The organism is Psychrobacter sp. SWN149, assembly GCF_015864565.1.
In the GTDB taxonomy this organism is placed as follows: domain Bacteria; phylum Pseudomonadota; class Gammaproteobacteria; order Pseudomonadales; family Moraxellaceae; genus Psychrobacter.
Genome location: NZ_JADYWX010000004.1, coordinates 383,589 through 409,352 on the forward strand (window position 1 = coordinate 383,589; position 25,764 = coordinate 409,352).

23 protein-coding genes are annotated in these 25,764 nt (G+C 43.3%); 4 read left to right on the forward strand and 19 right to left on the reverse strand.

All coding sequences use genetic code 11. The annotated features are described in order from the left end of the window. Window positions 1-126 precede the first annotated feature (126 nt). Window positions 127-1,347: a class C beta-lactamase gene (gene ampC, locus I6E86_RS08865; RefSeq protein ID WP_197177109.1), complete on the reverse strand. Its 1,221-nt coding sequence runs from the start codon at window positions 1,345-1,347 to the stop codon at window positions 127-129. A gap of 466 nt (window positions 1,348-1,813) precedes the next feature. Here ampC and I6E86_RS08870 point away from each other — a divergent pair, with 466 nt between their 5' ends. Both I6E86_RS08870 and I6E86_RS08875 read left to right on the forward strand, forming a co-directional pair. Then, window positions 1,814-2,809, forward strand: coding sequence for a phosphatase PAP2 family protein (locus tag I6E86_RS08870; RefSeq protein ID WP_197177111.1), 996 nt, complete (start codon window positions 1,814-1,816; stop codon window positions 2,807-2,809). A 518-nt stretch (window positions 2,810-3,327) separates the two neighbouring features. Beyond that, window positions 3,328-3,633 carry a hypothetical protein gene (locus I6E86_RS08875; RefSeq protein ID WP_194365319.1) on the forward strand — a complete coding sequence of 102 codons (306 nt, stop codon included), beginning with the start codon at window positions 3,328-3,330 and terminating at the stop codon, window positions 3,631-3,633. 97 nt (window positions 3,634-3,730) lie between these two features. Here the strand turns inward: I6E86_RS08875 and I6E86_RS08880 are convergent, their stop codons facing one another. Both I6E86_RS08880 and I6E86_RS08885 read right to left on the reverse strand, forming a co-directional pair. Further along, window positions 3,731-5,239, reverse strand: a complete 1,509-nt coding sequence (locus I6E86_RS08880) for a phosphatase PAP2 family protein (protein WP_197177113.1) — start codon at window positions 5,237-5,239, stop codon at window positions 3,731-3,733. 504 nt (window positions 5,240-5,743) lie between these two features. Further along, window positions 5,744-6,349: a short chain dehydrogenase gene (locus tag I6E86_RS08885; protein WP_197177114.1), complete on the reverse strand. Its 606-nt coding sequence runs from the start codon at window positions 6,347-6,349 to the stop codon at window positions 5,744-5,746. A 212-nt stretch (window positions 6,350-6,561) separates the two neighbouring features. On the opposite strand from I6E86_RS08885, the gene I6E86_RS08890 reads away from it, so the two are divergent. Next, on the forward strand, window positions 6,562-7,446 hold the full coding sequence (locus I6E86_RS08890) for a LysR family transcriptional regulator (protein WP_197177116.1): 885 nt from the start codon (window positions 6,562-6,564) through the stop codon (window positions 7,444-7,446). 156 nt (window positions 7,447-7,602) lie between these two features. On the opposite strand, the gene I6E86_RS08895 is transcribed toward I6E86_RS08890, so the two are convergent. The 5 genes from I6E86_RS08895 to I6E86_RS08915 all read right to left on the reverse strand — a co-directional run bounded on the left by I6E86_RS08895 (window position 7,603) and on the right by I6E86_RS08915 (window position 12,196). Beyond that, window positions 7,603-8,457, reverse strand: coding sequence for a hypothetical protein (locus I6E86_RS08895; protein WP_197177118.1), 855 nt, complete (start codon window positions 8,455-8,457; stop codon window positions 7,603-7,605). After that, window positions 8,444-9,460: a YHYH protein gene (locus I6E86_RS08900; protein ID WP_197177120.1), complete on the reverse strand. Its 1,017-nt coding sequence runs from the start codon at window positions 9,458-9,460 to the stop codon at window positions 8,444-8,446. The genes I6E86_RS08895 and I6E86_RS08900 overlap by 14 nt, the downstream gene beginning before the upstream one ends. A 208-nt stretch (window positions 9,461-9,668) precedes the next feature. After that, entirely contained in the window at window positions 9,669-10,892 is a 1,224-nt protein-coding gene (locus tag I6E86_RS08905; protein ID WP_197177121.1) for a YHYH protein, read from the reverse strand. Between the two features lie 222 nt (window positions 10,893-11,114). After that, window positions 11,115-11,648: a hypothetical protein gene (locus I6E86_RS08910; RefSeq protein WP_197177123.1), complete on the reverse strand. Its 534-nt coding sequence runs from the start codon at window positions 11,646-11,648 to the stop codon at window positions 11,115-11,117. 77 nt (window positions 11,649-11,725) lie between these two features. Next, entirely contained in the window at window positions 11,726-12,196 is a 471-nt protein-coding gene (locus I6E86_RS08915) for a MarR family winged helix-turn-helix transcriptional regulator (protein WP_197177125.1), read from the reverse strand. Between the two features lie 391 nt (window positions 12,197-12,587). On the opposite strand from I6E86_RS08915, the gene I6E86_RS08920 reads away from it, so the two are divergent. Next, entirely contained in the window at window positions 12,588-13,604 is a 1,017-nt protein-coding gene (locus tag I6E86_RS08920) for a bile acid:sodium symporter family protein (RefSeq protein WP_197177127.1), read from the forward strand. A gap of 172 nt (window positions 13,605-13,776) precedes the next feature. Here I6E86_RS08920 and I6E86_RS08925 read toward each other — a convergent pair whose 3' ends face one another. The 11 genes from I6E86_RS08925 to I6E86_RS08975 all read right to left on the reverse strand — a co-directional run bounded on the left by I6E86_RS08925 (window position 13,777) and on the right by I6E86_RS08975 (window position 25,671). Then, complete coding sequence (locus I6E86_RS08925; RefSeq protein WP_197177129.1) at window positions 13,777-14,202, reverse strand: acetyl-CoA carboxylase biotin carboxyl carrier protein; 426 nt, start codon at window positions 14,200-14,202, stop codon at window positions 13,777-13,779. Window positions 14,203-14,225: 23 nt separating this feature from the next. Then, the gene (locus tag I6E86_RS08930; RefSeq protein ID WP_197177131.1) at window positions 14,226-15,413 is read right to left on the reverse strand and encodes an NRAMP family divalent metal transporter; all 1,188 of its coding nucleotides are present in this window, start codon (window positions 15,411-15,413) and stop codon (window positions 14,226-14,228) included. 60 nt (window positions 15,414-15,473) lie between these two features. Next, entirely contained in the window at window positions 15,474-16,211 is a 738-nt protein-coding gene (pxpA, locus tag I6E86_RS08935; RefSeq protein WP_197177133.1) for a 5-oxoprolinase subunit PxpA, read from the reverse strand. Then, a complete protein-coding gene (locus I6E86_RS08940) occupies window positions 16,201-17,124 on the reverse strand; it encodes a biotin-dependent carboxyltransferase family protein (RefSeq protein ID WP_197177135.1) in 924 nt (307 codons plus the stop codon). Before I6E86_RS08940 ends, pxpA begins: the two co-directional genes overlap by 11 nt. A gap of 52 nt (window positions 17,125-17,176) precedes the next feature. Beyond that, a complete protein-coding gene (gene pxpB, locus I6E86_RS08945) occupies window positions 17,177-17,830 on the reverse strand; it encodes a 5-oxoprolinase subunit PxpB (protein ID WP_197177142.1) in 654 nt (217 codons plus the stop codon). Between the two features lie 204 nt (window positions 17,831-18,034). After that, window positions 18,035-19,381, reverse strand: coding sequence for an acetyl-CoA carboxylase biotin carboxylase subunit (gene accC, locus I6E86_RS08950; RefSeq protein ID WP_197177144.1), 1,347 nt, complete (start codon window positions 19,379-19,381; stop codon window positions 18,035-18,037). Between the two features lie 79 nt (window positions 19,382-19,460). Beyond that, complete coding sequence (gene accB / locus I6E86_RS08955) at window positions 19,461-19,967, reverse strand: acetyl-CoA carboxylase biotin carboxyl carrier protein (RefSeq protein WP_197177146.1); 507 nt, start codon at window positions 19,965-19,967, stop codon at window positions 19,461-19,463. Window positions 19,968-20,126: 159 nt separating this feature from the next. Beyond that, window positions 20,127-20,918: a putative hydro-lyase gene (locus I6E86_RS08960; protein ID WP_197177148.1), complete on the reverse strand. Its 792-nt coding sequence runs from the start codon at window positions 20,916-20,918 to the stop codon at window positions 20,127-20,129. A gap of 480 nt (window positions 20,919-21,398) precedes the next feature. Further along, window positions 21,399-22,124 (reverse strand): DUF3726 domain-containing protein, encoded by a 726-nt coding sequence (locus I6E86_RS08965; protein WP_197177150.1) that lies wholly within the window; start codon window positions 22,122-22,124, stop codon window positions 21,399-21,401. Then, window positions 22,121-23,848 (reverse strand): hypothetical protein, encoded by a 1,728-nt coding sequence (locus I6E86_RS08970; RefSeq protein ID WP_197177152.1) that lies wholly within the window; start codon window positions 23,846-23,848, stop codon window positions 22,121-22,123. The genes I6E86_RS08965 and I6E86_RS08970 overlap by 4 nt, the downstream gene beginning before the upstream one ends. A gap of 134 nt (window positions 23,849-23,982) precedes the next feature. Further along, on the reverse strand, window positions 23,983-25,671 hold the full coding sequence (locus tag I6E86_RS08975; RefSeq protein ID WP_197177154.1) for a BCCT family transporter: 1,689 nt from the start codon (window positions 25,669-25,671) through the stop codon (window positions 23,983-23,985). Between the last annotated feature and the right edge of the window lie 93 nt (window positions 25,672-25,764).

Sequence of the window (25,764 nt, forward strand, 5' to 3'; positions counted from 1 at the left end):
GTAACAAATAACCTTAAAAACCGTCCAAGCATCCATACCTATCTGATTCTTTGTCTGCTATAACGATACTTAATCACCTATTAGCGTTGCTTTAGGACACATGAGCAATGGCTTAATAGCTATACATCACTTGCTTAACGCCCTACCATTTAGCGCACGGTCTAAAATCGTATATGCAACCTTAACCCGTTCCGTATTGGGATAGTTTTTATTTGCCAAAATAACAATGCCTGTTCTTTTAGTAGGGATATAAGCGATGTAAGCGCCAAAGCCATTGGTTGCCCCTGTTTTGTTGACCCACACATCATCTAACACAGGGGTGGGCGGTTCATTCATTTGTATCTGCTGAGGTTGTAAGATGGTTTCTGTGGAATTACCCTCAACAAGCCGTTCTAATGTCGTCGGTAATGGATACATCTCCCAAGCCAGCCCTTGCGTAAAATACTTGGTTCGATAGTAGCCTTTTCTATTGTTCTCAAGTGCTTGCTGCATCGGACTGTCTACCGTTACCAGCCCCATGTTTGCCGCCATGAAGCGCGTCATATCAGCACTGGTTGATTTGATGCCATAAGCTTCTGCATCAAGTATTCCAGGATTGACCCTGATTGGCTCGCCTGCCGAGTTATAACCAAAAGCATAATTCTCCATTTTGTCCGCAGGGACATCGACAAAGGTATTTGTCATCTTGAGTGATGGCAGCACTGTGTTTTCTATGAGCTTGGTATAGTCACCGTGCATACTCAAGGCAGAGATATAACCAAACAGTCCGATACTGGCATTGGAATATAAGCGGGTTGAGTCGACAGAAAATTTGGGTTGCCAAGATTTATAATATTGCAACAGCTCTTTATTATTTTCAATTTCTTCAGGCACCTGTAACGGTAACCCACCTGCGCTATAAGTACCCAAGCTGATGAGTTTTTTACTGCCGATGGTACTATTTTTTAGATAGGGAATGTATTTGTCCGCCGTATCATCGAGTGATAAGGTGCCATTTAATTCCGAATAACTGGCCAACGTGGCAGCAAAGGTCTTACTCACAGACCCTAGCTCAAAGATTGTGTTCTCTGACACAGGCTGGTTGCGCTGCTTGTTAGATAAGCCATAATTATAAAAGTATGACTGGCCATCTATGATAATTCCAAAGGCCATACCGGTGATCTGATATTGCGCCATTAACTGCTTGGCTTGTTTATCAACTTCCTGTTCTAAGCGATCATTAGCGCTTGCCGCTTGTGCAGTTTCAGATATCAGTAATGTCGTCATCAGTACGCTAAACGCTAGGCTAATGAGGGGTTTTTGAGTAGAGGGTTTTTGAGCCGTCAGTTTTAATGTAAATAGGTTCATGAGTTATTTATTGATGCCGTCTATTTGATTACAGAAGAGATGATTGCTAAAAGTAACAGCTTTGACAGTCATTTATCATGCTATTTTTTTATACTTTATGTTTTTAGACCTAATGTCTTATAAAAGCTTACGCAAAAACAGTAACAAATGGCGCAAAACTCTCAAATAGCGACATACTGTAAAAATTCAGACAGTAGTCACAGCAAGGTTTGATATAGTCAGTTCAATATAATTTCGATATAAGGAAACCGAGTGCAAGTTATACATTAGTATGCTTAGCGAGGATGACGATGTAGCGGATTTATATAGACTTGACTAACAGTATCAGCCGATTGGTTGTACTAGGCGCTGTCGAATCAGTCACCTATATTATCGATCGCTGTATCTCTTCGATCATTGTAATAAGCGCGGTGATAAGCATACTATTTAGTACAATATTAGACACGATAAAAGGAATAAGCTATCCATGATTGCTCTCATTGAACAATACCCTCAGCTGATCAGTTTGGGCATGGTGCTTATTTTAATGATGTCGTTATTATGGCTGATACAGCATCTGCTGATTCGCTATGGTAAGCGCCTATTGGGTTTGATTTCTCGTGGCGAGCTTTGGCTGCGCGGATATATTGCACGCCTGCCACTGATGGTACGCCTACAGCATAAATACCCAGCGCTATTTGGTTTTATAGCACAGCGCTTTTCCCGTGGTCACTTTTCTGGCTTGATACTCACCGTTTTGACACTCTTGAATATATATATTTTGGCGTTGTTTGCAGGCTTGGTTGAGGATGTGGTGAACGCTGATTCTATCGTCACCACCGATCTATTTGTGTCGCAGCATATGAGCGTGTTACAAGACTCAAGCATCGTACCTGCATTTGTTTTTATCACGAGCTTAGGCTCTACGCCGATTACCTGCTTAATCATTCTACTGACGGCTATCCTCTGTGCGGTCGTGCGTCAGCCATATGTTTTGATCGGTCTACTGATCTCAACCATCGGCAGTACCGCCTTTACGTTTCTAAGCAAAATGGCTTTTCATCGGGCACGACCGATAGACATTTTGCTGATGGAGCACACTTACTCTTTTCCCAGCGGTCATGCCACCATCAGCATTGCGCTGTATGGGTTTTTCGCTTATATAGCGATTCGTTTTAGCACGCATTTTGTCCGCCAAGTGCGGATATTATCGCTCACTACTTTATTATGCCTACTGATTGGCCTGAGCAGAATTGTGCTAAATGAGCATTATCTGAGCGATGTGATGGGTGGGTTTTTGGTGGGGACATTATGGCTGACCATCGCCCTTAGTATGATGGAATGGCTGACTGCACAGGGCAAAATAAATTGGCGCATCGCATGGTCAGCGCCTCAGCGGTATATGGTGTGGTTTAGCATCGTTGCGGTACTGATCACGACCTTTGTATACGCCACTGTTTATCAGTTTCCGCTGCTTGGGTAGCAATGTAGGCTGGGATAATGAAAGCTGTATATTAGGTACCATCAGTTAGCACTCTTCTAAAACTTGCAAAACCTTGCCTCGTTATCGAGACTCTGTCTGAGTCACCTCTAGATGATAATCCGAATACGTATTAGATAGCGTATGGTCAGTCAGTTACCTTATTACCATAACAACATACTCCATTCATATCATAGCCCTTCAATAATTCAGTCGCTCAATGTAGCTCCTAATAAGCCTCCCAAAATGTATTAAGACTCTATTGGATAGATGAATTGATGGTGTTGAGTAAGTATCGTCTCTAGAGTATTGCTAGCTTGCCGGCCATTAGCACAAAACCCTCACGATGGCGATGATGGTTAAGTATCTGCTAGAAAAAGTCACCTTTCTTTAACTTTCATAAAAGTACGTAACACCGCAATCTATTATTATTTACTTATTCAATAGAGCGACGTTCTATTCATATATCTTCAATCAATCACCAAATACTCTTACTTATAATGAAACTAAAGGACCTTACTATGAAAAATTTCAACTTGAAAAATATCGCCATCAGTTCACTAATTGCTGTATCTACTTGTTTTGCTGCGATTGGTACAGCAAATGCGGCTCCTCAACCAGACACGCATCATTTAACGCAAAAACAAAAAAATGCGATAGAGGCTAAGCAAAAAGCAAAACAGCAAACTAAGCAAGTTGTGGTCGTTAAAGCAAAACCCAAAGCCAAGCAAGTCGTCGTTGCTAAAGCGAAACCTAAGGCCAAACAAGTGGTAATCGCAAAAGACAAACATCCAGCACAAAAAGTGGTCCTAGTTAAAGCAAAGTAGGCTAAGCGAGCCTGATACTCGTAAATAGTTTATATGGATTTCACTATAGTAGACAAACTAAGGCTAGCAGGCGCAGACCTACTGACATTAATATGCATTAATGAGTTGTTGGATATTCGATAGATTTATAATCGGCCATAATCTCTACCAATGACTGTGGCAGATAAGCACCTTTTAGATGCGCATGTGGATAATGCTGCTCAATCCACGATTGATAATCGTGGATTGTTAGCGTACCACAATATAATAAATATAAAACCTGTACGCCGATGCTACGCGATAGTCCCATCACGCAATGGAAATTGATAATCGTAGTGAGGCTATTCTCTATATGACTGTCACTATTAGCAGTTATTGCTCGCGTTTCAGCTGATTGTGTCAAAGCATCAATTCGCTTAAATAGGTCAATATAATCTTTGAGCAATACATCACTTAATGGCTGCAAGTCTAGTAAAGGTAGATACAAATAATGGACAGGCGTCTTAATGATACCGTTAGCAGCTGCTTCGAGATGATAAACGTGGCTAGATATCTCAGCGGCTAAATCAATGACGATAATCTGATAGTGAACCGAGGGCGGCAGTTTTTCTAATGAGCGCGACCGCTCTAGTGAATCGTAGCCAAACAGCCAATACGCTAAGTGGCTATGCAAATCAGCCTGCCTCAATCGAGGGGAAGCCACAACTTTGACCCTATCATTAATAGCATATGGTGTGAGCAGATGTATTTGTCCTCGCGAGGTAACTTTAAAATACCACTGTCCCAAAAATGACATACTATTATAAATAAAAATAATTGGCGCAAACTTCATCCAAGTATATAAGGTGAGTCGTCCACTATTGGACTTTTGAAACCAGCGTGTATCCTGTATTGGTTTAGCCTGTTGATAAGCACAAGCCAACATTGTAAAACTGATCAGCCAATATGCAGCAATAATAATGGCTAAGTTTTCTACAACTTCAGACACTCTCATACTCATATTGGCAAAGTAAAACCCTCCTATCGCTATCAACAAAAACCCGATACTACCCACTGCCAGATACTTGATTACCAGTGCGTTACGAATTCTGTTCGAGAGCATAAGCACCAAAACGGCCAATACTGCCCCGCCTAGCATGTCTAGCAAATGATGTTGATACGTCAACACCGTGGAAAGAGCAATCAATGTACATATGCCAGTAAGCAATAACCGATAAGCCCCTGAAACCCATGATTTTTCAGACCCTGCAATATCCCATAATGACACGCCAAGCAATATGGCATAACTGACATGCAAAGACGGCAGCTGATTAAACGGCTTGTCCACCAACTGTAAAAACTGATAGCCGAACTGCGTCCAATCATTAGGTGGCAGCCGATTGAATGAGAAACGAGCAGGATAAAAATAGAAGATCAAACAGGCAAAGATGGTCGCTAAGATTAGGCGATAGCTCAGTAAGGATAATTGCGTGGATGTCCGTACTAAAAAAAAGCTGACAACAAATAAAATCAACGACCAGCTATAAGGAACAATCATAGCTGGAATGAAAGGTATTGCGCTATCGAACGGCGTGGCCAAATTATGAATGCTCGAAGGCGCTACCTCATATAATGAAACACTGTACAAAGTCGTCACATTATAAAGCAGATAAAATATAGATAACGCAAGACATAGATGTCTAAAACGTGTTGATTTCGATGGCACACGAGTCGTAGACAAAAGATGTGTAGACACAGTGTTCAATTAAATAGCCTTGAAATATGCTAAAAGGTTAATAGTCGCTGAGGCGTAATTGATGGATTAAATTATATAAAGTATAACAAATCACTTTTTATAAGATATAACGAAGACAAAACCAAGTCCCTCAGTTGAGCATTCTGAGGTTAGACGTAATGCGCCCTGCTCTGTCACACAGCTAAGGTCATGAATTGGCGCACTATAGAAATTTTTTGCCTTCCATCTGTCATCCGTTTTGGCGATGATTATATTATCTGCGTCCATCCTACTGAATAAAAGCGATAGCAGAAAACAAAAAAGTCAGCTTATTAGTAAGCTGACTTTTGGGTAAAATAATTACCTGATAAACCCTCAACATGAGATCTTATTTAAAGCCTGTTTGGTCAACGGCAATTAAGCGTCAACAACAATCACTTCACCAGTAATAAAACCATCTACTGAACGCTCGAATGCCTTGCCCACTAGTGCACTTGGTACTGGCTCAAAACCTGGCATCATCTCACCATACACATCCCATGCTTCGACCAATACCGTTGGATTCACCACATTAATGCGCGTGTTTCTTGGCATCTCTAACGAAACACATTTCACAAAAGTATCAATGGCACCGCTCGTTGTAGCATCTGCTATGGCGTAAGGAATCGGCTTTTTATTCAAAATACCACTAATCAAAGTAAATGAGCCTGCATCGGCAATGTATTCTTGACCAATACGCACCAAATTAATTTGTCCCATCATCTTGCTCATTACAGTGGTCATCCACTGAGCTTCTGTCATCTCTGTAAAGCTTGCATACTCACAAAGCCCAACAGTATTCACCACCGCATCAAAATGGCCAACAGTTTCATAAAGCGTTCTAATAGATTGCTCATTAGTAATGTCTACAATGTGATCCACGTCGCCAGAACGACCGGCAGTAATCACCTTATGATTGCCAAGACCGATTAACGCTGCTTGACCCATTTTGCCCAATGCACCAATTAAAATAACCGTTTTCATTTTTTTCTCCAAGGTTTGTTTTGATGCGTTGATAATAAGCCACCCAGCCAACAATTAAAAACAAATAGTTTTTGTTAGTGATACAAGTATTATTGGTCTATAGTATTGATTATGAGCTGATTACTAGCCAATTATGAGCTGCAGATTGACAAGCAACTGACAACGATTGGTTTGATTATATGAGGCAAACGCCCTAACAACGGAGAGGTACATTGAGTAAATTAGACAGATTGGATATCAAACAACTGCGTGTATTTCAGGCACTCATACGTGAGCAAAGTGCTTCTAAAGCCGCGGCACAGTTAGGACTTACGCAACAAGCGGTCAGCGAGCATTTAAAAAAGCTACGCGATGTTTTTGATGATCGATTGTTTGTTCGTAAAACCAATGGGTTTATTGCCACACCCTTTGCACAGACTCTATCCGTGAGTGTTGATAAACTGCTGAATGATTTTAGCACTTTGGTGTCACCAACCACGTTTGACCCCAATACCGTTGAAGGCACTTTTGTTATTGCGGCCACTGATTATGCACAGCAAATAGTCCTACCAAAATTGATATCCTTGATAAGAACACAAGCCCCTAATTTAAGGGTGATAGTTAGGGATTTTGAAATCGATAAGCTCAATGAGTTGATGGAGAGTGGTCACGTTAATTTGGCGATTGCCTTTCCTGACTATATTCCAGACAACTACCCTATTTTGACCTTATTTGAAGAACATCATGTTTGCGTCGCCTCTCCAAACGCCACTATTTTGAAAAGTGTACCCACTTTGGCTGATGTCGCAAAATACCCCAGCATCATCGCCTCACCATCGCGCCCGAACTTTAAAGGCTCTGTTGATGATTGGTTTAAATCGTTTGGTTTAAAAAGAAACGTGGTGGTGTCTGCGCCTTGTTTTTCGGTCGTACCACTGTATCTTGAAACAACGGATTCCATTGCTTTTTTGCCTTCTCGTGCTATCAAGGGATTAAATTTAATTGAGATTAAACTTGAACACACACCGGATACGTTCGATGTGATTGCCGCTTGGCACCCACGTTATCATGAAGATGCCTTGCAGCGCTGGGTAATATCATTACTCAAAGACAAATGATAGACCTGTAATCAGTCAACAGAGCCTATCAACTATAGTCAAAGAAGTCTAAAACAGCTACAAGGCAGCCGACCGCAGATTGTACATATAGTACCTCTAGGGAGGGTAACACCGTAGCGGTTTAGTGGTTCGCTGACTATATAACGATTCATACTCTTACTGTTTTTTCTTAAAAAACCATCTTGCGCCTATCAGCAATGCTATCACAGCACCAATGCCTAAGACATAAACAGAACCAAACAAGGTTTTGTCTGCTGTAGCCAATGTCGGTGTGCTTGCTAATTTTATTTTATCATCATCTAAAACACTATCTAGTGCTAGATCATCAGCAGATTCATGCGAATGACTATATACATCATGGCTGCTTTCAATATGATCATCTGCATCACGGCCATCTTCGTCATGATGATGGCCCTCTTGACCACTTTCATCATGAGTATGCGGTTGAGCATCACCTGCCATAGGCAGTGCATCGCTGTTATTTTGTTGCCATTGACCATCAACCAACTTTAGACTTAGCTGATGTTGATTGCTATCACTAAGCGTATATTGCGTCTTTGGAAATTGGTCAGACAGCAATACGACCGTCATTCGGTTGCCATGTAAGTTTTTAAAGAACGTATTGGTCAAATCAATAGATTCAACCGTATCACCAATACCCTGCGCCTCGGCAGAAAACTGCGTGCCATGACCCAGCTGTACATTGGGGTTTACCACCTTAATGGGCTGGTCATTGATAGATAAGGTCAATGATTTAATAAAGTGCTCATTGGCTAATTGCTGAAACTCCTCCGCCGTTTTGTACGCATCGGGCGAGTACGTTTCGTTAATTTGCGCCTCTACTCCAGTTAAAGCACCATCTAGGCGCACTAAATATTTGTCATCAGCCGCTTTCGACAGTATAAAAGTCGAGGTATTGGGATTGTGGGCAGTCGCATTGACGCTCACGATACTCAGCCCAACTGCAGCCAAGCACGCAAACGTCGTTGATGACAAACTAGTCTTCCGCATACACACCACGCAGTCCGTCGATGAAGTTATTATTGCCTGCTTTGTCCACATGATAGTGATACCCTCTCACGTCATCATAATGACCGCGAGCCTCATCCAGATCGGTATATTCGTTACCATCTGCATCGGTATTGGCATAGATACCATAGCCATCAAGCGCATAGCCAATCATTGGCGCATGACTGTCGTCTTGTGCAATTTTGGTCGTCACACCAGTAGCAGCATGATAATGGTAACCTTCATGAGAATTGATGTGACCACCGGCATCGTCAAACGGTGCAATCGTATAGGCTGCCAAAATATTACTGACAGGCGCTGGTGCATCAAAACGTACGCCATTAAAGGCAATACCGCGCACCGATGGACCTCTAGCCTGAGGGCCTGGACCACCGAACTCAGTAATACTGGCTGCGGCTTTTGGTGTGACTGGAATATAGAAAGTATCGGTCAAGTCTTCTACATATTCTGGCAAGCATTCAACGCAGTAATTACGGTATTCGTCACCAACCCTAGGGTCTGCAGCAGCCACACATTCCTCAAGTGTTGAGGTTTTCATGATTTTACCAGTGGTCTTGTTGTACATATTCCAATTACTGTCACCATAAAACTGTGATAAGTTTTTGATGAACTCACCATCAACATCATGAACCTCACCATCCTCTAACCAAATTCCCCCTTTTGAGGCATCATCTGCAATATTGCTTGGACACCATGGCCCCATACCAACATCACTTGGCTTGTTTTCGGTAACGATTTTATAGCATTCACCAGTGCTGCCATCTGACAACGAGCATGACACTTTACTAATAGGCTCAACCAAGCCATCACTCAAAAAGTAAGACGGTTGTACCGAAGGCATAACGGTATCTGCATTTTTGCTAGACACACTGGTTGTGGCGCTTGCATTGGTATTCGACACCTCGCTACTACAAGCGAACAGTCTGCCCGATGCTAGTGTCAATGCTAAGCAGCTTAAGCCAAATTTGGCAGTAGAAAGTTGCATGAATAGTGCCCTCTTTATATGAATAATTGATTAATTCCATATATAAATTAATTGTTAACAATTAGAAAGTTTTAATGAGTCTGATAAAAAATGGAGATGACTAGAGTTCCATCTAACTTACAAGCCACACAAATTATTGGTATAGCTTGTAGGTTTTATAAGACGAGACCCGCATGCAAAAGCTTAGCAAGTCAAAGGGTTGACGAAATCAGTCTTTATTGGGTAAGGCAGCTTTCAACGCCGCTTCAGTCACACCGAGGTCTTTGGCAGCAGTGGCAGTGTCGAGCTGTCTGCCGCCATTTTTCATAATCGCGCTTAACAAGTCAGCTTCTGAAACACCAAGTGTTGTAGCTGCCGTATCAAAACCTGGGGGCGCAGCCTGACCTGGACCTCCTGCTCCTGTGCCATTTTCAGCACCGATGCCTTGTTTGGCAGTGGTCGTGAAGTTATCCTGAGCGACTACGCCACTCAAGCAACTTGGCAAGTTCGGAAACTCTGTCGATGCGTGGTAGTGGTAAGTGCCTTTAGGATTTTCAAGGGTTGCGCCAGTATGTCCGTTGCAGGCATCCAGATCGGTCGGTATCTTGCCATTACTGTCCACGCTACCGTAGATAGCATAACCGTCAAAAGCATAGGCAAACAAGGCATCAGCCTTCTGCTCTAAGGCACAGCTAGCATCGACATGGTCATGCTCGAACACTGAGTTGATGTCTGTTGAGGTGGCATGCCAGTGGTACCAACCACCCGGATCAATATGGCCGCCGCAAGTGTCGAGCGCAGGCATGTGTCCCGTTTGTAGCACCGAAGGCGCGTCAGCAAAAATAGGCACACCATCAAGGGCCAACCCAACTTTGGCTACAGTCCCTAGACTGGTTGCTTCGTCAGCCTTGACAGGCGACAATGGCAACAAAACAGTCATCTCGACTGACTCGTCAGCCGAGGCAGACAAGCAGGCATTACTGACCGTTGGCTGGGTCGTACGCACGTCGACGATATTCACCTTGCCGTCAGCGTCATAGAATTGATAACCCTGCGTCTCCAACATCGTTAAAAACTTTTCATCGATACGATAGAGCCCTGATTTTTCGCCATCCCAGTTCCAGACACCACCTTTGTCATCTAGCGTCTCTGGGCAAAACGGCCCAATTTTTAAGTTATCAGGTTGATGCTTGACCACTATCTTTGCACACTTGGCAGCGTCGCCGTTTTCTAATGTACAATCGACAGTTTCAGGGGCCTTTACAAGGGCATCTTGGCTGATGCGTGTCATATCAACACCACCATTAGCAATGCGATCAGCTTCTGAAACTGAGATCGTTTGACTAGTCTCGTTAGCAGCTTCTACCGAATATTGCTCAGCAAGTTGACTACAAGCGGTTAGCGTTAATGCCATACTGATCAGTATGCTATTGTAAAGTATCTTTGTTTTCATAAACCCTCTATTGTGAACAGTAATTATCATAAATTATTAAGAAAAATTTAATCTTGTCATTGGTATTCGACCGTGGCACTGATGACATTGCCGCTAATGACATTGTTGCTAATGACACTGGCTCTAATGACATTGGCACTTATAACCCTGACAGCGACTATTTTTTAGTCGATTCACAGGTAAAAATAGTCATGTTTTTGATAGCCAATACCACGTTACCTATTAAAACTTGCCAAGCTCTAACACGGTTTCAGCAGTGACCGTATTGCCTTTATAGGTTTGAACCGTGACGTAATATTCATGGCCACTACCACCAGAACAAGGTGGCATATAGGCTCCCTCTTTGTCCCAGCCAGCACCGCGATGTTCTGCAATTATCTCAAACCCTTTTGGCATCTCATAACTGTGTCCAGCCACAATCGGCAACTCAACTGCAGTTGAGCCTTTTGGTAGGGTGTAATTCATAATGCCATGCCCGCCATTGTTCATTTTTTTAGAGTCGCGGTCACTGTATACCAACACGACACTGTCTGACCCTGCCGGAATATCAGATACGCTCAGCTTGGGCGTACCTGGATTGACCCCATCAAATTTTTGGCACTGTTGTCCCTTGGGTATCGTTGCTCCATCCCATTTACTATCCACAAAATTTACATCGAGCGCAAAGGCGTAAGAAGACGCGGTTAGTAACGTCAGTAAAGATAGGTATTTGATAATACTTTTTGATCGAACAAGTGATTGAATAGAAGTCGACATCGTAAATTTCCTGATAGCTGGTTAGACTGAATGGGTGAAAAATCTCTTATAAAAATACTAGGGCGTGTTGAACTTAACTAACTATGCGTTTGTTCTTCTGAATTCGAGCTATTCTCACCTGGTGTAAAACCACCAAACGCATTGCGTAGCTCATGAGTAATCCTTGCAAGTTGCGTCGCATTTTCAGACCCTATCGCCTCATATATTTCTTGATCTACTTCGCGCCAAACCTCATAAATCTGCGTTAATAAACCTTTCCCGTGCTTGGAGAGCTTGAGGACGTTACTGCGCAGCTCATTCTCATCGACGCGTCTTTCGATTAAACCCGCTGTCAATAAGCGTGCGGTCATCGTACTCATGCTTGCGGCAGACAATCCAAACTCGTCAGCCAACTGCACTTGTGATGCTTGCCCCATTCTTCCGAGCGCATCTAACACGCGTGCTTGACGCGGCATAACCTCTAAAGGGGTCAGCTTAGTACGCAGACGCTCTTCGATGAGATGACCACAGTGCAAAAAAAAGTGAAACTGATAAGGTTGATTAGGCATATTAGGCATATTAGATATTATTTAGTTAGTATATTAATTGTTAGTATATTAATTGTTAGTATACTAACTAAATAACACTATTGCAAAGAATGACGTTAATCTGCATAGAGCTTTATAAATGTGCTTCATAAATAAAGTGTTATGTAGATTACATAAACTAAATCATAAGGAATTATAACGGTATCTAAAATTTTGGAATTTAAAGAAAGGTAACGATATGGTAGCTATCCGTAATTTTTACCAAATAATCCCCTCTGTATCAGAAATGGAAAAATATCTAAAGTTGTCATAATAGCAACTTATTGTTGGCTAAAAATAGCTCGAACCTGTTGGAAATATAGTGATTTTGAACTTATACTTGACTATTTTTAGCCTTAGAAGGATTTGAGAAATGCAGTTTTTAGGGATGATAAGTCAGCAGTTAAGTCGGTTTACTGCATTGGTTATTATTTTGGCAGCGGCGGTAACCTTTATAGAGCCCGCAACTTTTTCTTGGGTGACAGGTGACACTCAGGTCATTGTACTAGGGATTATCATGCTTGCTATGGGCATGACATTGGGTAAAGAAGATTACAAAGTATTGGCCAAGCGCCCACTAGATATTTTTATTGGTTCTATCATTCAATATACCGTCATGCCGCTATTGGCAATTGGCGTGGCTCGCCTTTTTGATCTCTCACCTGGCTTAACACTGGGTTTGGTTTTAGTCGGCACTTGTCCAGGCGGCGTGTCTTCTAACATCATGAGCTATCTGGCTAAAGGCGACGTTGCATTTTCAGTAGGCATGACCACTGTATCAACCATCATTGCGCCTCTGATGACGCCGCTGTGGTTGAATTATTTGGTGGGGCAATCAGTCGAAATGGATGGTTGGGGCATGTTCCGTTTTATGCTTCTAGTGACGTTGTTACCAGTCGCTATCGGCTCTATATTAAACATCCTATTTCAAAACAAGCATTGGTTTAATGATGTGCGTGCTATTATGCCAGGCGTTGCTGTATTGGCTTTTGCCGCGATCGTCGGCGGCGTTGCAGCCGTATTTGGCAGTCAGTTCTTACAATCAGGATTGGTCGTCATTTTAGCCATTGCCGTACACAATATCATCGGCTATATATTGGGCTACTACTCAGGTGCACTCTTTGGTATGAATAAGGCCAAAAAACGTACCATATCTATTGAGGTTGGGGTGCAAAATGCAGGCTTAGCAACAGGTTTAAGTACCAAATTTTTCCCTGGTAATGCAGAGTCTGCCATCGCAGCAGCTGTGGCTTGTATCTGGCACTCGGTATCCGGCTCTGTACTAGCGAACCTCTTTGCTTGGTGGGATAAGCGCAAACAAGCAAAATCCCCCACTACTATCGATGCGGAAGAAATCCTAGACCTTGGTAAACCAATCAAAAATAATTAGGATGTATTTGGTATTCGACCATGGCACTATATGTGTTATTTGCGATGACATTATTAGAAACAGCTTAATAACAGCAGTAAAAAAGAGGGCTGGCGTCATATAACGCTAGCCCTCTTGCTGTATTCAATATTGACTTTGGATAATGTTATAAAAACGGGTCGTTTATCCAATACTAAGGCGTAGCTTTTATCTTTAAAATAGGCTGTCCGTATTCAACGTTCTGGCCACTTTCAACCAAGACTGCCGTGACCACACCTTCTTTATTACTAATCACTGGCTGCAAACGGGTCAACTCATCAATGAAGCAAACAGTTTGACCTTTTTGAACATGGTCGCCTTCTTTGACCAAGTTGTCTGTTGCATCGTCTTCACTTAAGTAAACCTGCCCTACGTAAGTAGCACCTACTTGCAAGACATCACTACCAGTCTGTTCAGGCTCATGAGTAGGCGTGGCCTCTATAGGATTAGCGCTCACATTATTCTGCGCACCTAAATTATTAACTACCGTAATAGATTGCCCGTTGTCTGCAATCGTGACTTCGTGCAGCTGACTGCTTTCAACCAGTTTGACCACACGTTCTATTTGCTCTATATCCATCATACATTCCTTATCTTAATTTTTTAACTCATGCCCAGATATTTAGCAATGGTCATGACACTTAGGATGCTCATCACGATGGCGATTAACCAACCAAATACCGCAATCCAAATAGGATGCTTATAATTGCCAACGATATTTTTTCTGTAGGCGGCAATCAAGATGATGACCATGGCGATAGGCAATACCAAACCATTTAACGTACCGACCAATACCAGTACTTGGGCTGGTTTACCGATAGTGGCAAACACCATTGTCGAGATCACGATGAAACCAATAATGAAGTAGCGTTTGTGCTTTTCAATGAATGGATGGAAGTTGGTCATAAAAGACACAGAGGTATAAGCAGCACCAATCACCGAGGTCACAGAAGCCGCCCAAATCACCATACCAAAAATAACTTTACCCGCATTTCCTAAAATGTACTGAAACGGCGACATGGCTGGGTTGGCAGGATCCAATGCAAAACCTTGAGATACCACGCCTAATACGGCAAGGAATAAAAACACGCGAATCACAGAGGCAATCAAAATACCAGAGACCGAGCTTCTGGTCACTGATTTTAAATTCTCTTCTCCGCTGACGCCTGCTTCTAATAAGCGATGCGCACCTGAGAAAGTAATATAACCGCCAACCGTACCGCCGACTAGCGTCACGATAGCCACTGCATCAATTTTGTCAGGCATGATCGTTTTGCTGACGGCTTCTGCTAATGGCGGATCAGATTTAAAGACCACATAAATGACCAATACAATCAGGATAAAGCCCATTAACTGAGCGAACTTATCCATCATAGGCCCCGTTTCTCGGCCTAAAAATATCGCGACGGCAATCACACCACTGATCAGGGCGCCTGTAATGGGTGACATGTTGAACATGGACTGCATGCCAAGTCCGGCACCGCCAATATTACCAATATTGAAAGCCAGACCACCCGCAATGATTAAGAACGCGAGCAAGTAACCGACACCAGGAAACACCAAGTTGGCGATTTCCTGTGCACGCTTTTTGGAGACCGCGACTACTCGCCAAACGTTAAGCTGAACGCCAATGTCCATAATAATAGATATTAAGATGACAAAACCGAAACTTGCCATAAGGCTTTCGGTAAATGTGGCCGTTTGGGTCAAAAACCCTGGCCCTACTGCTGATGTAGCCATCAGGAAGGCCGCGCCTAAAATGGCGGTATTGTGTTTTTTTATAGTGCTCATAAACATCCTTGTGCTATATGGGATTATTTAATCAAATGATTAGTGGGCGGATATTTATATTTAGTGGGCAGAGATAGTGATACCTTTTAGCTCTAGTTGTTTCTTTATTTCTTGTGCAAATAAAATGGCGTGTTCGCCATCACCATGTAGGCAGATACTTTGCGCCTCTACGGATACGGTTTGACCGCAGACACTGGTGACAGTCCCTTCAGTGATCATCTGAAATACATGCTTAACCGCATCATCCGTATCGGTTATCAGGGCGTTGTCTTTGCTACGAGAGACCAATGAGCCGTCTTTTTCATAGTTCCTATCGGCAAACACTTCTGATATCGCCTCTAAACCCTGTTTCTTAGCTGATTTAACCAAATAGCCGCCGGACAAACCCATGACCTTTAGGCTTGGATCAAATCGTTTGATTTCACTCACCAAAATATCTGATAAATTCTCATCAATAGCGGCTTGGTTGTACAATGCACCATGCGGTTTTACGTAGTCTAATGACACACCAACCAAGTCACAGAGCGCTTTGGTTGCACCCAATTGATATATCAATAAAGCACGGTAATCGGCTTCACTTAACGGCTGATGAATACGGCCAAAATTCTCTCTATCGTTTAGACCAGGGTGCGCACCTACGCTCACGTTGTTTGCTTTTGCCAATTGCAACGTTGCTAGCATCTCGCCATAAGACCCAGCATGAAGACCGCAGCAGACATTGGCTGAGCTGACTATCGTCATTAACTTATCATCTTGCCCGCAGCCTTCAGCCACATCAGCATTTAAATCAATTTTCATTGGCATACTCCTTTATTTGATCGATGTAATGTTGTCTTTTCTGTTGTTCATGCAGCGCTTGCTCTAATGACACAACGACGAACTGACAGGTTTTGCCAAATCTAATCTGTGCCATCAGACCTATGTCTGCTTGAATTACGGTTGCGATTTTAGGATAGCCACCCGTTGTTTGCCCATCCGCCATCAAAATAATCGGTTGCCCTTGCGGTGGCACCTGAATCATACCAATATCAACACCATGTGAGCTCATTTCTACAGGCTTACTAAATTCAAGCGCTGTAGCCCCATCAAGGCGGTAACCCATACGGTTGCTACTGGTTTGTAGTTTCCAAGGCTGATTTTCAAAAGCCTGTTGAGACGACTCAGTGAAGCAATCATACTCACTGCTTTTTATCACTCTAATGACATCGGTTGGGGCAAGTCGAGCCACCCCAATCACAGGCAGGTTTGATTCAGTTTTTACCGTTAAGCTATCATCGGCTTTTAGGTATCTGCCTTCAAATCCGCCAAATCCTGCTTTGAGATTGGTGCTAACCGACTGCAATACTGGCTCAATATCGAAGCCACCGTGCACACATAAATAGCTATACATACCTTGTAGCGGACGCAAAAGTTTGAGCGTTTGCCCCGCTGTTGCATTGATACGCCAATAGCAAGGAACACGTTTGTCGTCTAGATAGGCTTCGTACAAAGCCCCTGTTAAGCAAAAACTGACGCTTTCTTCAAACTGTATGGTTAGCTCACCCAGTGCTATTTCAATAGCAGGTTCGTTTGCCTCATTTTTCATCAAAGCGTTACCAGCTTGTAGCGCCCAGCTGTCCATTACGCCATTTCTACCCACACCCATACTGCGGTAACCCAGTCGTCCCGAATCTTGAATACTGGCAAGGGCACTTGCGGTTAAAATTTTCATTGATACCACCTGTTTATTTGTCTTTTTGATTCATGCATCTTTTATTTATCGCTTATTGATGAATATCAATCGCTTTAAATGTCAAAGTATCACCTGCGTTAAGCAACGTCGGAGAGGTCTCGGTTAAATCAAATAAAGCAGTATCCGTCTGGCCTAGTAGCTGCCAACCGCCTGGAGAATCAAAAGGATAAACCCCTGTCTGCTCACCGCCGATACCCACTGAGCCTGCGGGCACTTGGGTTCTAGGGATGGCATGCCTTGGGAAGTATAAGGACTCAGACAAGCCGCCAAGATAAGGAAATCCTGGCTGAAAACCGATAAAGTAAACGGTATAAGTGGCTTTGGTATGTAGATCGACAACGGCTTCAACTGAGAGATTTAGGTCATTCGCCATGGCCGCTAGATCGGGGCCATACTTACCGCCGTAATGCACTGGTATCTCGACGTGCTTACCTTGGATGGTTTTTGAAGGGATATCATTGAGCAGGTCTGAAAGCTTATCTTTGAAAGTATTCAGCTCAGCCCAAGTTAATGGCACGACGAATACACTGAGCGTATTCATACCAATCACCACTTCTATGACTTCTGGCATTTTTTGGATACTGTCTGATAACGCCCAGCATTTTTGTTGTTTTTCTAAGGTGGTTGGTTTAGGGAAAAACAACGCTAGATTGGTTTCACTGCATAGTTGCCATTGTAGTTCCATTAGCACGTGCTCCATTATTTTTTATCTGCTATAGTCAAACCCCCTATAATTTGGATACGCTGTCAGGCTCGCTTAGTCTACTAGTTGTAGTACTTTCACTCGCCTTCCTCATATCCAAATTATATTGAACCGACTATATCTTGATTCTGACGCTTCTGACGCTAATGTCAGATTTGGTTTTCTTTTTTGCGGGCAAGACCTGATTTATATATTGTCTTGTATCCACTGTTCCAGATAATGAATGCTCATTTGACCTTCACAAAACACCTCATCTTCAAACAGACGTTGATGCAAACCAATATTGGTATCAATACCCGTAATTTGCGCCTCCGATAAGGCCGCACGCATTTTTTCTATCGCTTTTTCTCTTGAACGATCTTGTACACATATCTTGGCAATCAAACTGTCATAAGATGGCGGCACAGTGTAGTTCGACTCAGCATGGCTATCTACTCTGATACCAAACCCTGCTGGCATGTGGCAGTAGTCTATGCGCCCAGCATTTGGTAAAAATGTCTGCGCGTTTTCAGCGTTGATACGGCACTCAAAAGCGTGTCCGGTAATGGCGATATCACTTTGCTTGTATGCCAGTGGCAGTCCTGCAGCTACTCTGATTTGCTCTTGCACAATATCGACGCCCGTCACCATCTCAGTAATGGTGTGCTCAACTTGCACACGAGTGTTCATCTCGATAAAGAAGAACTCGCCGTTTTCATATAAAAACTCAAACGTGCCTGCGCCTCTATACTGCATTTGCTCGCAAGCTGTGACACATGCTTGACCGATTTTCTGACGCTGCTCTTCGGTGATACCAGGTGCTGGCGCTTCTTCAATGACTTTTTGATGACGACGCTGCATAGAGCAATCACGCTCGCCTAAATAAATAGCATTACCATGAGTGTCAGACATGACTTGCACTTCGATATGTCGAGGTGCTTGTAGGTATTTTTCGAGATAGACGATAGCGCTACCAAAATTGGCTTTGGCTTCTGTTTGCGTCATAGAAATCGCAGAGAGTAAGTCGGCTTCTTTTTCGACCACGCGCATACCACGACCGCCGCCACCGCTTGCTGCTTTGATGATGACTGGATAACCAACGTCACTGGCGATTTTGATAACTTGCTCTGAATCAGCAGGCAATGCGCCATCAGAACCAGGCACACAGGGCACGCCAGCCATCGTCATTTGTTTTTTGGCTTCAACCTTGTCGCCCATGTTTCTGATATTGTCAGCCGTTGGGCCAATAAACGTGAGACCTGAGTCTTCAATCAAGGCCGCAAAGTCTGCGTTTTCAGACAAAAATCCATAGCCTGGATGGATAGCTTGTGCGTTGGTAAGCTTTGCAGCAGACACAATCGCTCGTTGGTTAAGATAACTGTGTGTGGCATTGGCAGGCCCGATGCATACTGCTTCATCGGCTAGGCGCACGGGTAACGAGTCTTTGTCTGATTCAGAATGCGCAATGACTGATTGGATGCCTAGCTGTTTGCAAGCTCGGATAATACGTAGAGCAATCTCGCCGCGATTGGCAATTAAGATTTTTGTGAACATGTTTATTCCCTTAAAAATATAGTGTCAAATACAGTGTTTGTGCAGCGTCTATACAATATTGAGCGGCTATTGAGTGGCTTTAACTGTCTGACGCTATAACAAATAAGGGCTGGGCGTACTCTACGACATCACCTTCATCGACCAAAATCTCTTTAAGCGTACACGCAGTTTCTGCTTTGACCTCGTACATCATTTTCATGGCTTCAATGATGCATAGTGTCTGCCCTGCTGCTACCTGATCACCCACTTCAAAGAAAGCTTCAGCTGTCGGCTCAGAACGAAGATAGAAAGTACCGAGCATAGGCGCCAATACTTGGGATGAAGATGAAGAGCTAGATGAATCAGTGACCTCTGTCGTCACCGTTTCATCAATAGAGCTATTGTCTGCACTGGTATTATTAGGAGTGTTATTGTTGGAGGTTACTGTGCGTGATTCTGAATGAGCAGTTTTTGAGTGAGGAGTATTGCCATTAGCCTGACAAACGATAGAGATACGTGCATCACCATCGGTCACCTCTAATGATTGTATGTCAGCGCTTTCTGCGATTTTGATCAGCTTTTCTAGATCTGTAAAGTTAATATTCATATTGTTAGCTATTCCATTAGAGTAAAAGTGAATAATTATTTTTTATAAAAAATTTGTGCGATGCAATACGTTTTTATTTACCGAGAGCTTTGTGGACAAACAAGATTGGATGCCATTACATTTTAAAATGGCGTTTTAAAATAGTGTTGTCACCCAACATTATAGAACTGCCAAGTCTTCATCTTTTGGGTCGCAGATAAACATATGTCCCGGCGCGTGCGTTATCATAAGTTCAGGTTTACTGGTCATTGCGATGCTTTGAGGCGTCACACCACAAGCCCAAAACACAGGCACTTCACCTTCCTTTATGAGTGATGCATCACCAAAATCGGGAGAATGGATGTCTGTTATACCGATGACACTAGGGTTTCCAATATGGATAGGCGCGCCATGTACTTGCGGAAACCGAGAGGTGGCTTGTACGGCTCTGGTGATTAATGGATAAGGTATCGGTCGCATGCTGACCACCATTTTTCCATAAAACTGTCCTGCAGGCTCAGTTTCTATATTCGTGATATACATCGGCACATTGTGATTGTCTTCGATGTGTCTGACAGGAATAGACGCATTGAGCATGGCAGACTCAAAGGAAAAGCTACATCCTAAAAGAAAGCAGACCAAGTCCTCTCTCCAATAGTCTGTTAGGTCTGACACCTCCGCTACTAGCTCGCCGAACTCGTATATTCGATACTTTGGGACATCAGACTTCAAGTCTGCGCCCTTCGCCATCAGTCGTGGTTCCGAACTACCAACATCTGTTACGTCTAAAATAGGGCAAGATTTTGGGTTTCTCTGTGCAAACAATAAAAAATCATAGGCCAATTTCTTGGGTACTATGACTAAGTTTGCTTGTATGTGACCTTTGCACATGCCAGAAGTCGGCTTGTTGATTTCGTTCTTACCAATTAGTGCTCTGACCTCTTGTGGCGTCATATTTGCTAAATCTAACATGATTACAACCTCTTACGTTTTGACATTTCTGGCAGATAAAAAATCATCTAATAAAACCCGTATAAAGTTGGCGCTTTGTAACAGTATTTTATATATAGATAACTATATTATCGTTATGTAACCTAGCAGAACATTTTTAAAATGACAAGAGGTAAGCGTTGTAAATAAACGCATGCGATACATAAGTGAAAATAGACAAGGAAGGGTTGGTTGCAAATGTAGGCATATGTTCATTTATTTTTATAGGTATTGACCGACAAGAGTTTTTTATTGGCATTTATTGACGCTACTTATTTGGGCAAGTAACAATAAGAGATTACTATTAAATTATTTCCCCATAGCAAGAAAATTTTTAGAGCAGCTGTTGAGTTGTATACCTGTAATGGGAAAAGCAGCTAATGATCTAGCCACTTTGTTTAATTGGAAGTATGAATAAAATTTTTAGACCTGTCAAAATGGTTGGGCTTTATACTCTATACTCTATACTCCGCCCGCACCGCGACTTGATTCTTCGCTGTTTTCTACCAATATAGCAGCGGCTGTTGTTTTGAGTGTTTCCCATTGCATATCATCGACATAGATGCCTTCTTTCCATGCGCGCTGATGCGTTTCAAACAATGCATCTGTCGATATTTTATGATCGAAATGCTGGATGTCTGATTCGATATCAAAGTTTTGCGTGGCAATTTCAATGACCATATCATTGGTATTATAGTTAGCTTGCGGTTTGTCAAAAAAGTAAAGGTCAGGATAGACAAAGTCTTTATTTAACGTAAACAATGTATGTTTGGGCACAGAGCCATTATCCCATTTGGCCAAGCAAGCAAATCCTTTGGCTGCTAGCCCGACCAGCTCACTATAAGCCAACCAGCGATTATGACAGTTCTGCAAATAAATATAAAAATGCGCTGAGTCGCCCATTTTTTCAAGCGCATAGTCAATGATAGTCGGCAAATGACAGGCTAAGCTACTACCATGCAGATCTAAACGGATAGCGCCTTCTTCTTGATGAACGATATCGATTGGCGTGTCAATCTCGTTCAAGATATATGGAGTGGCATTATTGAAATGTTTGATACCATCCAATCCTGCCATCTGTAGTTCGGCGACCATGGTGGCTATCACATCAGCTTCCCCCACCTCTCGGTGCAGCCCAGTAAAAGCTTTGTATACCATCGTGACGATTTCATTGTGCGATACCATCATAAGTCAGAGCCTCCTTGCTCTATTGATACATCAGGCAATAAAGGAAACAACCATTCATCACTATGCACTTCTGCAAATAATGGCGCGCCTTGAAACAAAGTAATCCTGACCCAGCGATCGGATCTGGGATCAAACTTGGTTGCCCCAAACATCGATAATTTACACCGTAATAGATGCATGGGTAATGCGTCTTTGTGTAAGACATTCATCTGAATATCACCCAGCTGCTTATGCCCCATCGTCCAGACGCGGCGCGCAATTGAGCGATATCTGGGCTTATTCAAAATGAACTCAGATATTAGCTGCTGCGAATTGGCTTGTTTTAAAGCCAAATATAAATGATTGGCTTGGCGAGCGATATCCAAGGACAGCTCACGATCAGCTCCCGGCTCCTGACCACGTATACCCATACGTGGCTCTTCCTTATCGATGGAACGATACCAAAACCAATGGCTATTCTCAGGCTGAGTAAAATCAATATCAATGGCCCAGCGATAATGCTGCTCTAAGACGTCAATTAGATCCTGAATGACTTTACCTTTTGGTAACGATAAGGCTTCATCAGCATTGACTCTGTCGAGCAGTGCATCGACACGCTCAGGGTACAGCTCTATTAAGCAAGAAATGATGACTTCTTGGCTCTCAAAGCTCAAATGGTCATGTGCCTGTAAAAAATCTGCCCATGTCGCATGATTATTAATGGTTGTCATCAAGTTGTTTTGTAAAACAATTAACTCCCTCACAACCGTTTCATTGCGTTTAATTTGCTGCTCGTTGATGGTGACAATCTCGTTAAAATGTTGGATAGCACGCTTGATTAGACTGGCAAAATGCGCCGACTCTTTGGGCTCAATCTGGCAAACCGATGTTGCTTGCAACGCTTCCTCACGGGTGGTCAGCCATTGGTCAACGACGCATGGATGATTGATTAAATACGGCGCCATACCCAGACCGGTAGCATTACCAATACCCAAATAACGCTTAATCTCTGGATGCAGCTTGACTGCGTTGCTGCCACCTTTTTGCTGTGCCAAATAATCAACCCAATCTAAACTAAACTCGCGCAGCAGATAGACAGCACACATCTGCGCTCGGAACGACTGATTAAAGTCCTCGCTATGATCTAACGGTTTAAAATCATAAATACCGAACTTACCATTGCCATAGACCGCCGTGGTACGCAGGATGTAGCCCACTTGTGCGAGTACATCAATCTCAGGCTGCTTGCCAGCCGCAAGGGAGCTGACGATATGATCAAAGACTCGGACGCTCTTGTTTGCTCGTGCCAGCACCATCATCATGTTGGAGTTGCGACCAGCTTCTTGTAGCGGTACGTTGGCTTGTAGATTACTCAGTAACTCTTCGCTTATCTCACCAAATACCAGCCCAAAGGTGACATCCCATTTTTGGGCAATCACTCTATCATTACGCTCGTCATCAGCCAGCTCGTTGCAGAACACCACCAAATGATACAGATACTCTGGGGTATGTAGACGATAGATAACCTTGCCATAGCCTTGCTCATCCAAATCCCACAAATGAGTGCTGAGCGTCCATTTTTCTCTATCAATCTTACGCAATAACGTACGCACAAAGCTAACGCGGGTTTGATGCATGGCACCCAGTCTTTGCGCATCCATAATCACATCACGAGTACGGAAACCTGTACTAAGTAAAGGCGATTTGACGTCGATACTTTTATCGTTTGCATAAACCATATTCATAATGTCACTACCTTACCTAATATACTGAGCCAGCAGCTTCGTTAATAATCTCAATGAGGGGGTCTATTGGTAAATATGAAATTAGCGGCGCATGTAATGGCTGTCTCATATTTACCGTTTGGTGATCTAGAACCTTAATCAGTTTTTTGCGTCATGCTTTCTTTAGACGTTTGAGCGTTTTCGGCTTCACTGATTTTATGTCTCACCTCTACCTGATTAGGGCGATACAAATCTTGCTCTCGTGCCATTTTCTGAGCAATCTGTGGACCATTCCATAGTGAAGGCAATAATACAAAAGAGACTGGCACGGCAGTAATCACGATAAAGGACTGCAATGCTGTCACGCCACCTGAGCCAAGCGAAATTAAAACAATCGCCGTCACACCCATCATGATGCCCCAAAAGGTGCGAATCATGGCGTTCGGCTCACGCTCGCCACTGATGACCACACTGATGGTATAAGTCATCGAATCGCCCGTGGTCACGATAAACACAGTCGTCAAAATTAAGAACAATATCGAGGTAATCAAAGGAAATGGGAGTTGCTGCGTCACGGCCAATAGCGCACCAGGTAAGTTGAATCCTTCAAATGCACTACTGACACTACCGGGGTTGGCAATCTCGAATGCTAAACCAGAGCCCCCAACGACGGTGAACCAAAAGCACGTCACAAGCGGTGCAATAATACAGACTGTCGTAATCAGCTGACGAATCGTACGACCGCGTGAAATACGAGCGATAAATATCGCCATCATCGGGCCATAACCCAAGAACCAACCCCAAAAGAATACCGTCCACCAGCTCAGCCAATTTTCATCACCGCGAAAGGTTGCCATTGGAACGAAGTTGTCAATCATCGTACCCACACCCTGAATGTAGCCGTTGACAATAAAATTGGTCGGACCAAATACTAAGATAAAAACCATCAGCGCAAAAGCCAAAATGACGTTAAAGCGGCTGAGTAGCTGCATACCACGAGTCAGACCACTGATCGCAGACAACGTATAGAGTACGATGGCAAAGACAATAATGATTAGCTGAGTCGTGAACGTATCGGGAATACCGAACAATTCATTCAGTGCATAGCTGGTTTGCAAGCCCAAAAAACCAATAGGACCGATAGTACCGGCAGCCACTGCCACGATACAACAAGCATCAATAATTGCGCCCGTTTGGCCTGTGAGTACACGCTCACCAAACATAGGATAAAGAAGCGTACGAGGCTTCAACGGTAAGCCTTTGTCATAATGCAGATGCATGATCACAATCGCGGTTAAACTGCCTACAATCGCCCACGCCAAAAAACCCCAATGCATAAATGATTGGGATAATGCGTTAAAAGCGCGCTGTTGTAGATCGGCTGACTCACCGTATAAAGGAGGTGCTGACACGAAATGCGCGATGGGTTCAGCGGCAGCCCAAAAAACCCCGCCCCCAGCCAATAGTGTGCAGAAAAGAATGGCCATCCATTTGAAACTGTCTATCTCAGGTACGGGTAGATTGCCTAATATCACGCGACCTGTACGGCCAGCACCGACGGCCAAAGCAATGACAAAGGTAGCTAGTAGCAATATCTGCCAAAAAGGCCCAAATATTTTGACGGACCATGAGAAGCCTACTTCGACTATTTTTGCTAAGCGTGCTTCTGCAAAAATCGCCATCAAAACAAAGGCTACAATGAATCCGCCACTGTACCAAAACGCAGGATTTTTAAGGCCTAACGTGTCGGTAGAAATAGCGGCGGCTTCGGACTCACTTATTCCTTGATTAATAGGAGTTGAGCGTCCTTGCTCACCTTGATTAAATCCCTTTAAATCGGCCATGATGTGGCTCCATATACTATGCTAACGTTGCGTTTTAGATCAAAGTGGTAGCAATGAGAGTATGATAAAACGACCTCACTATACATACCTATC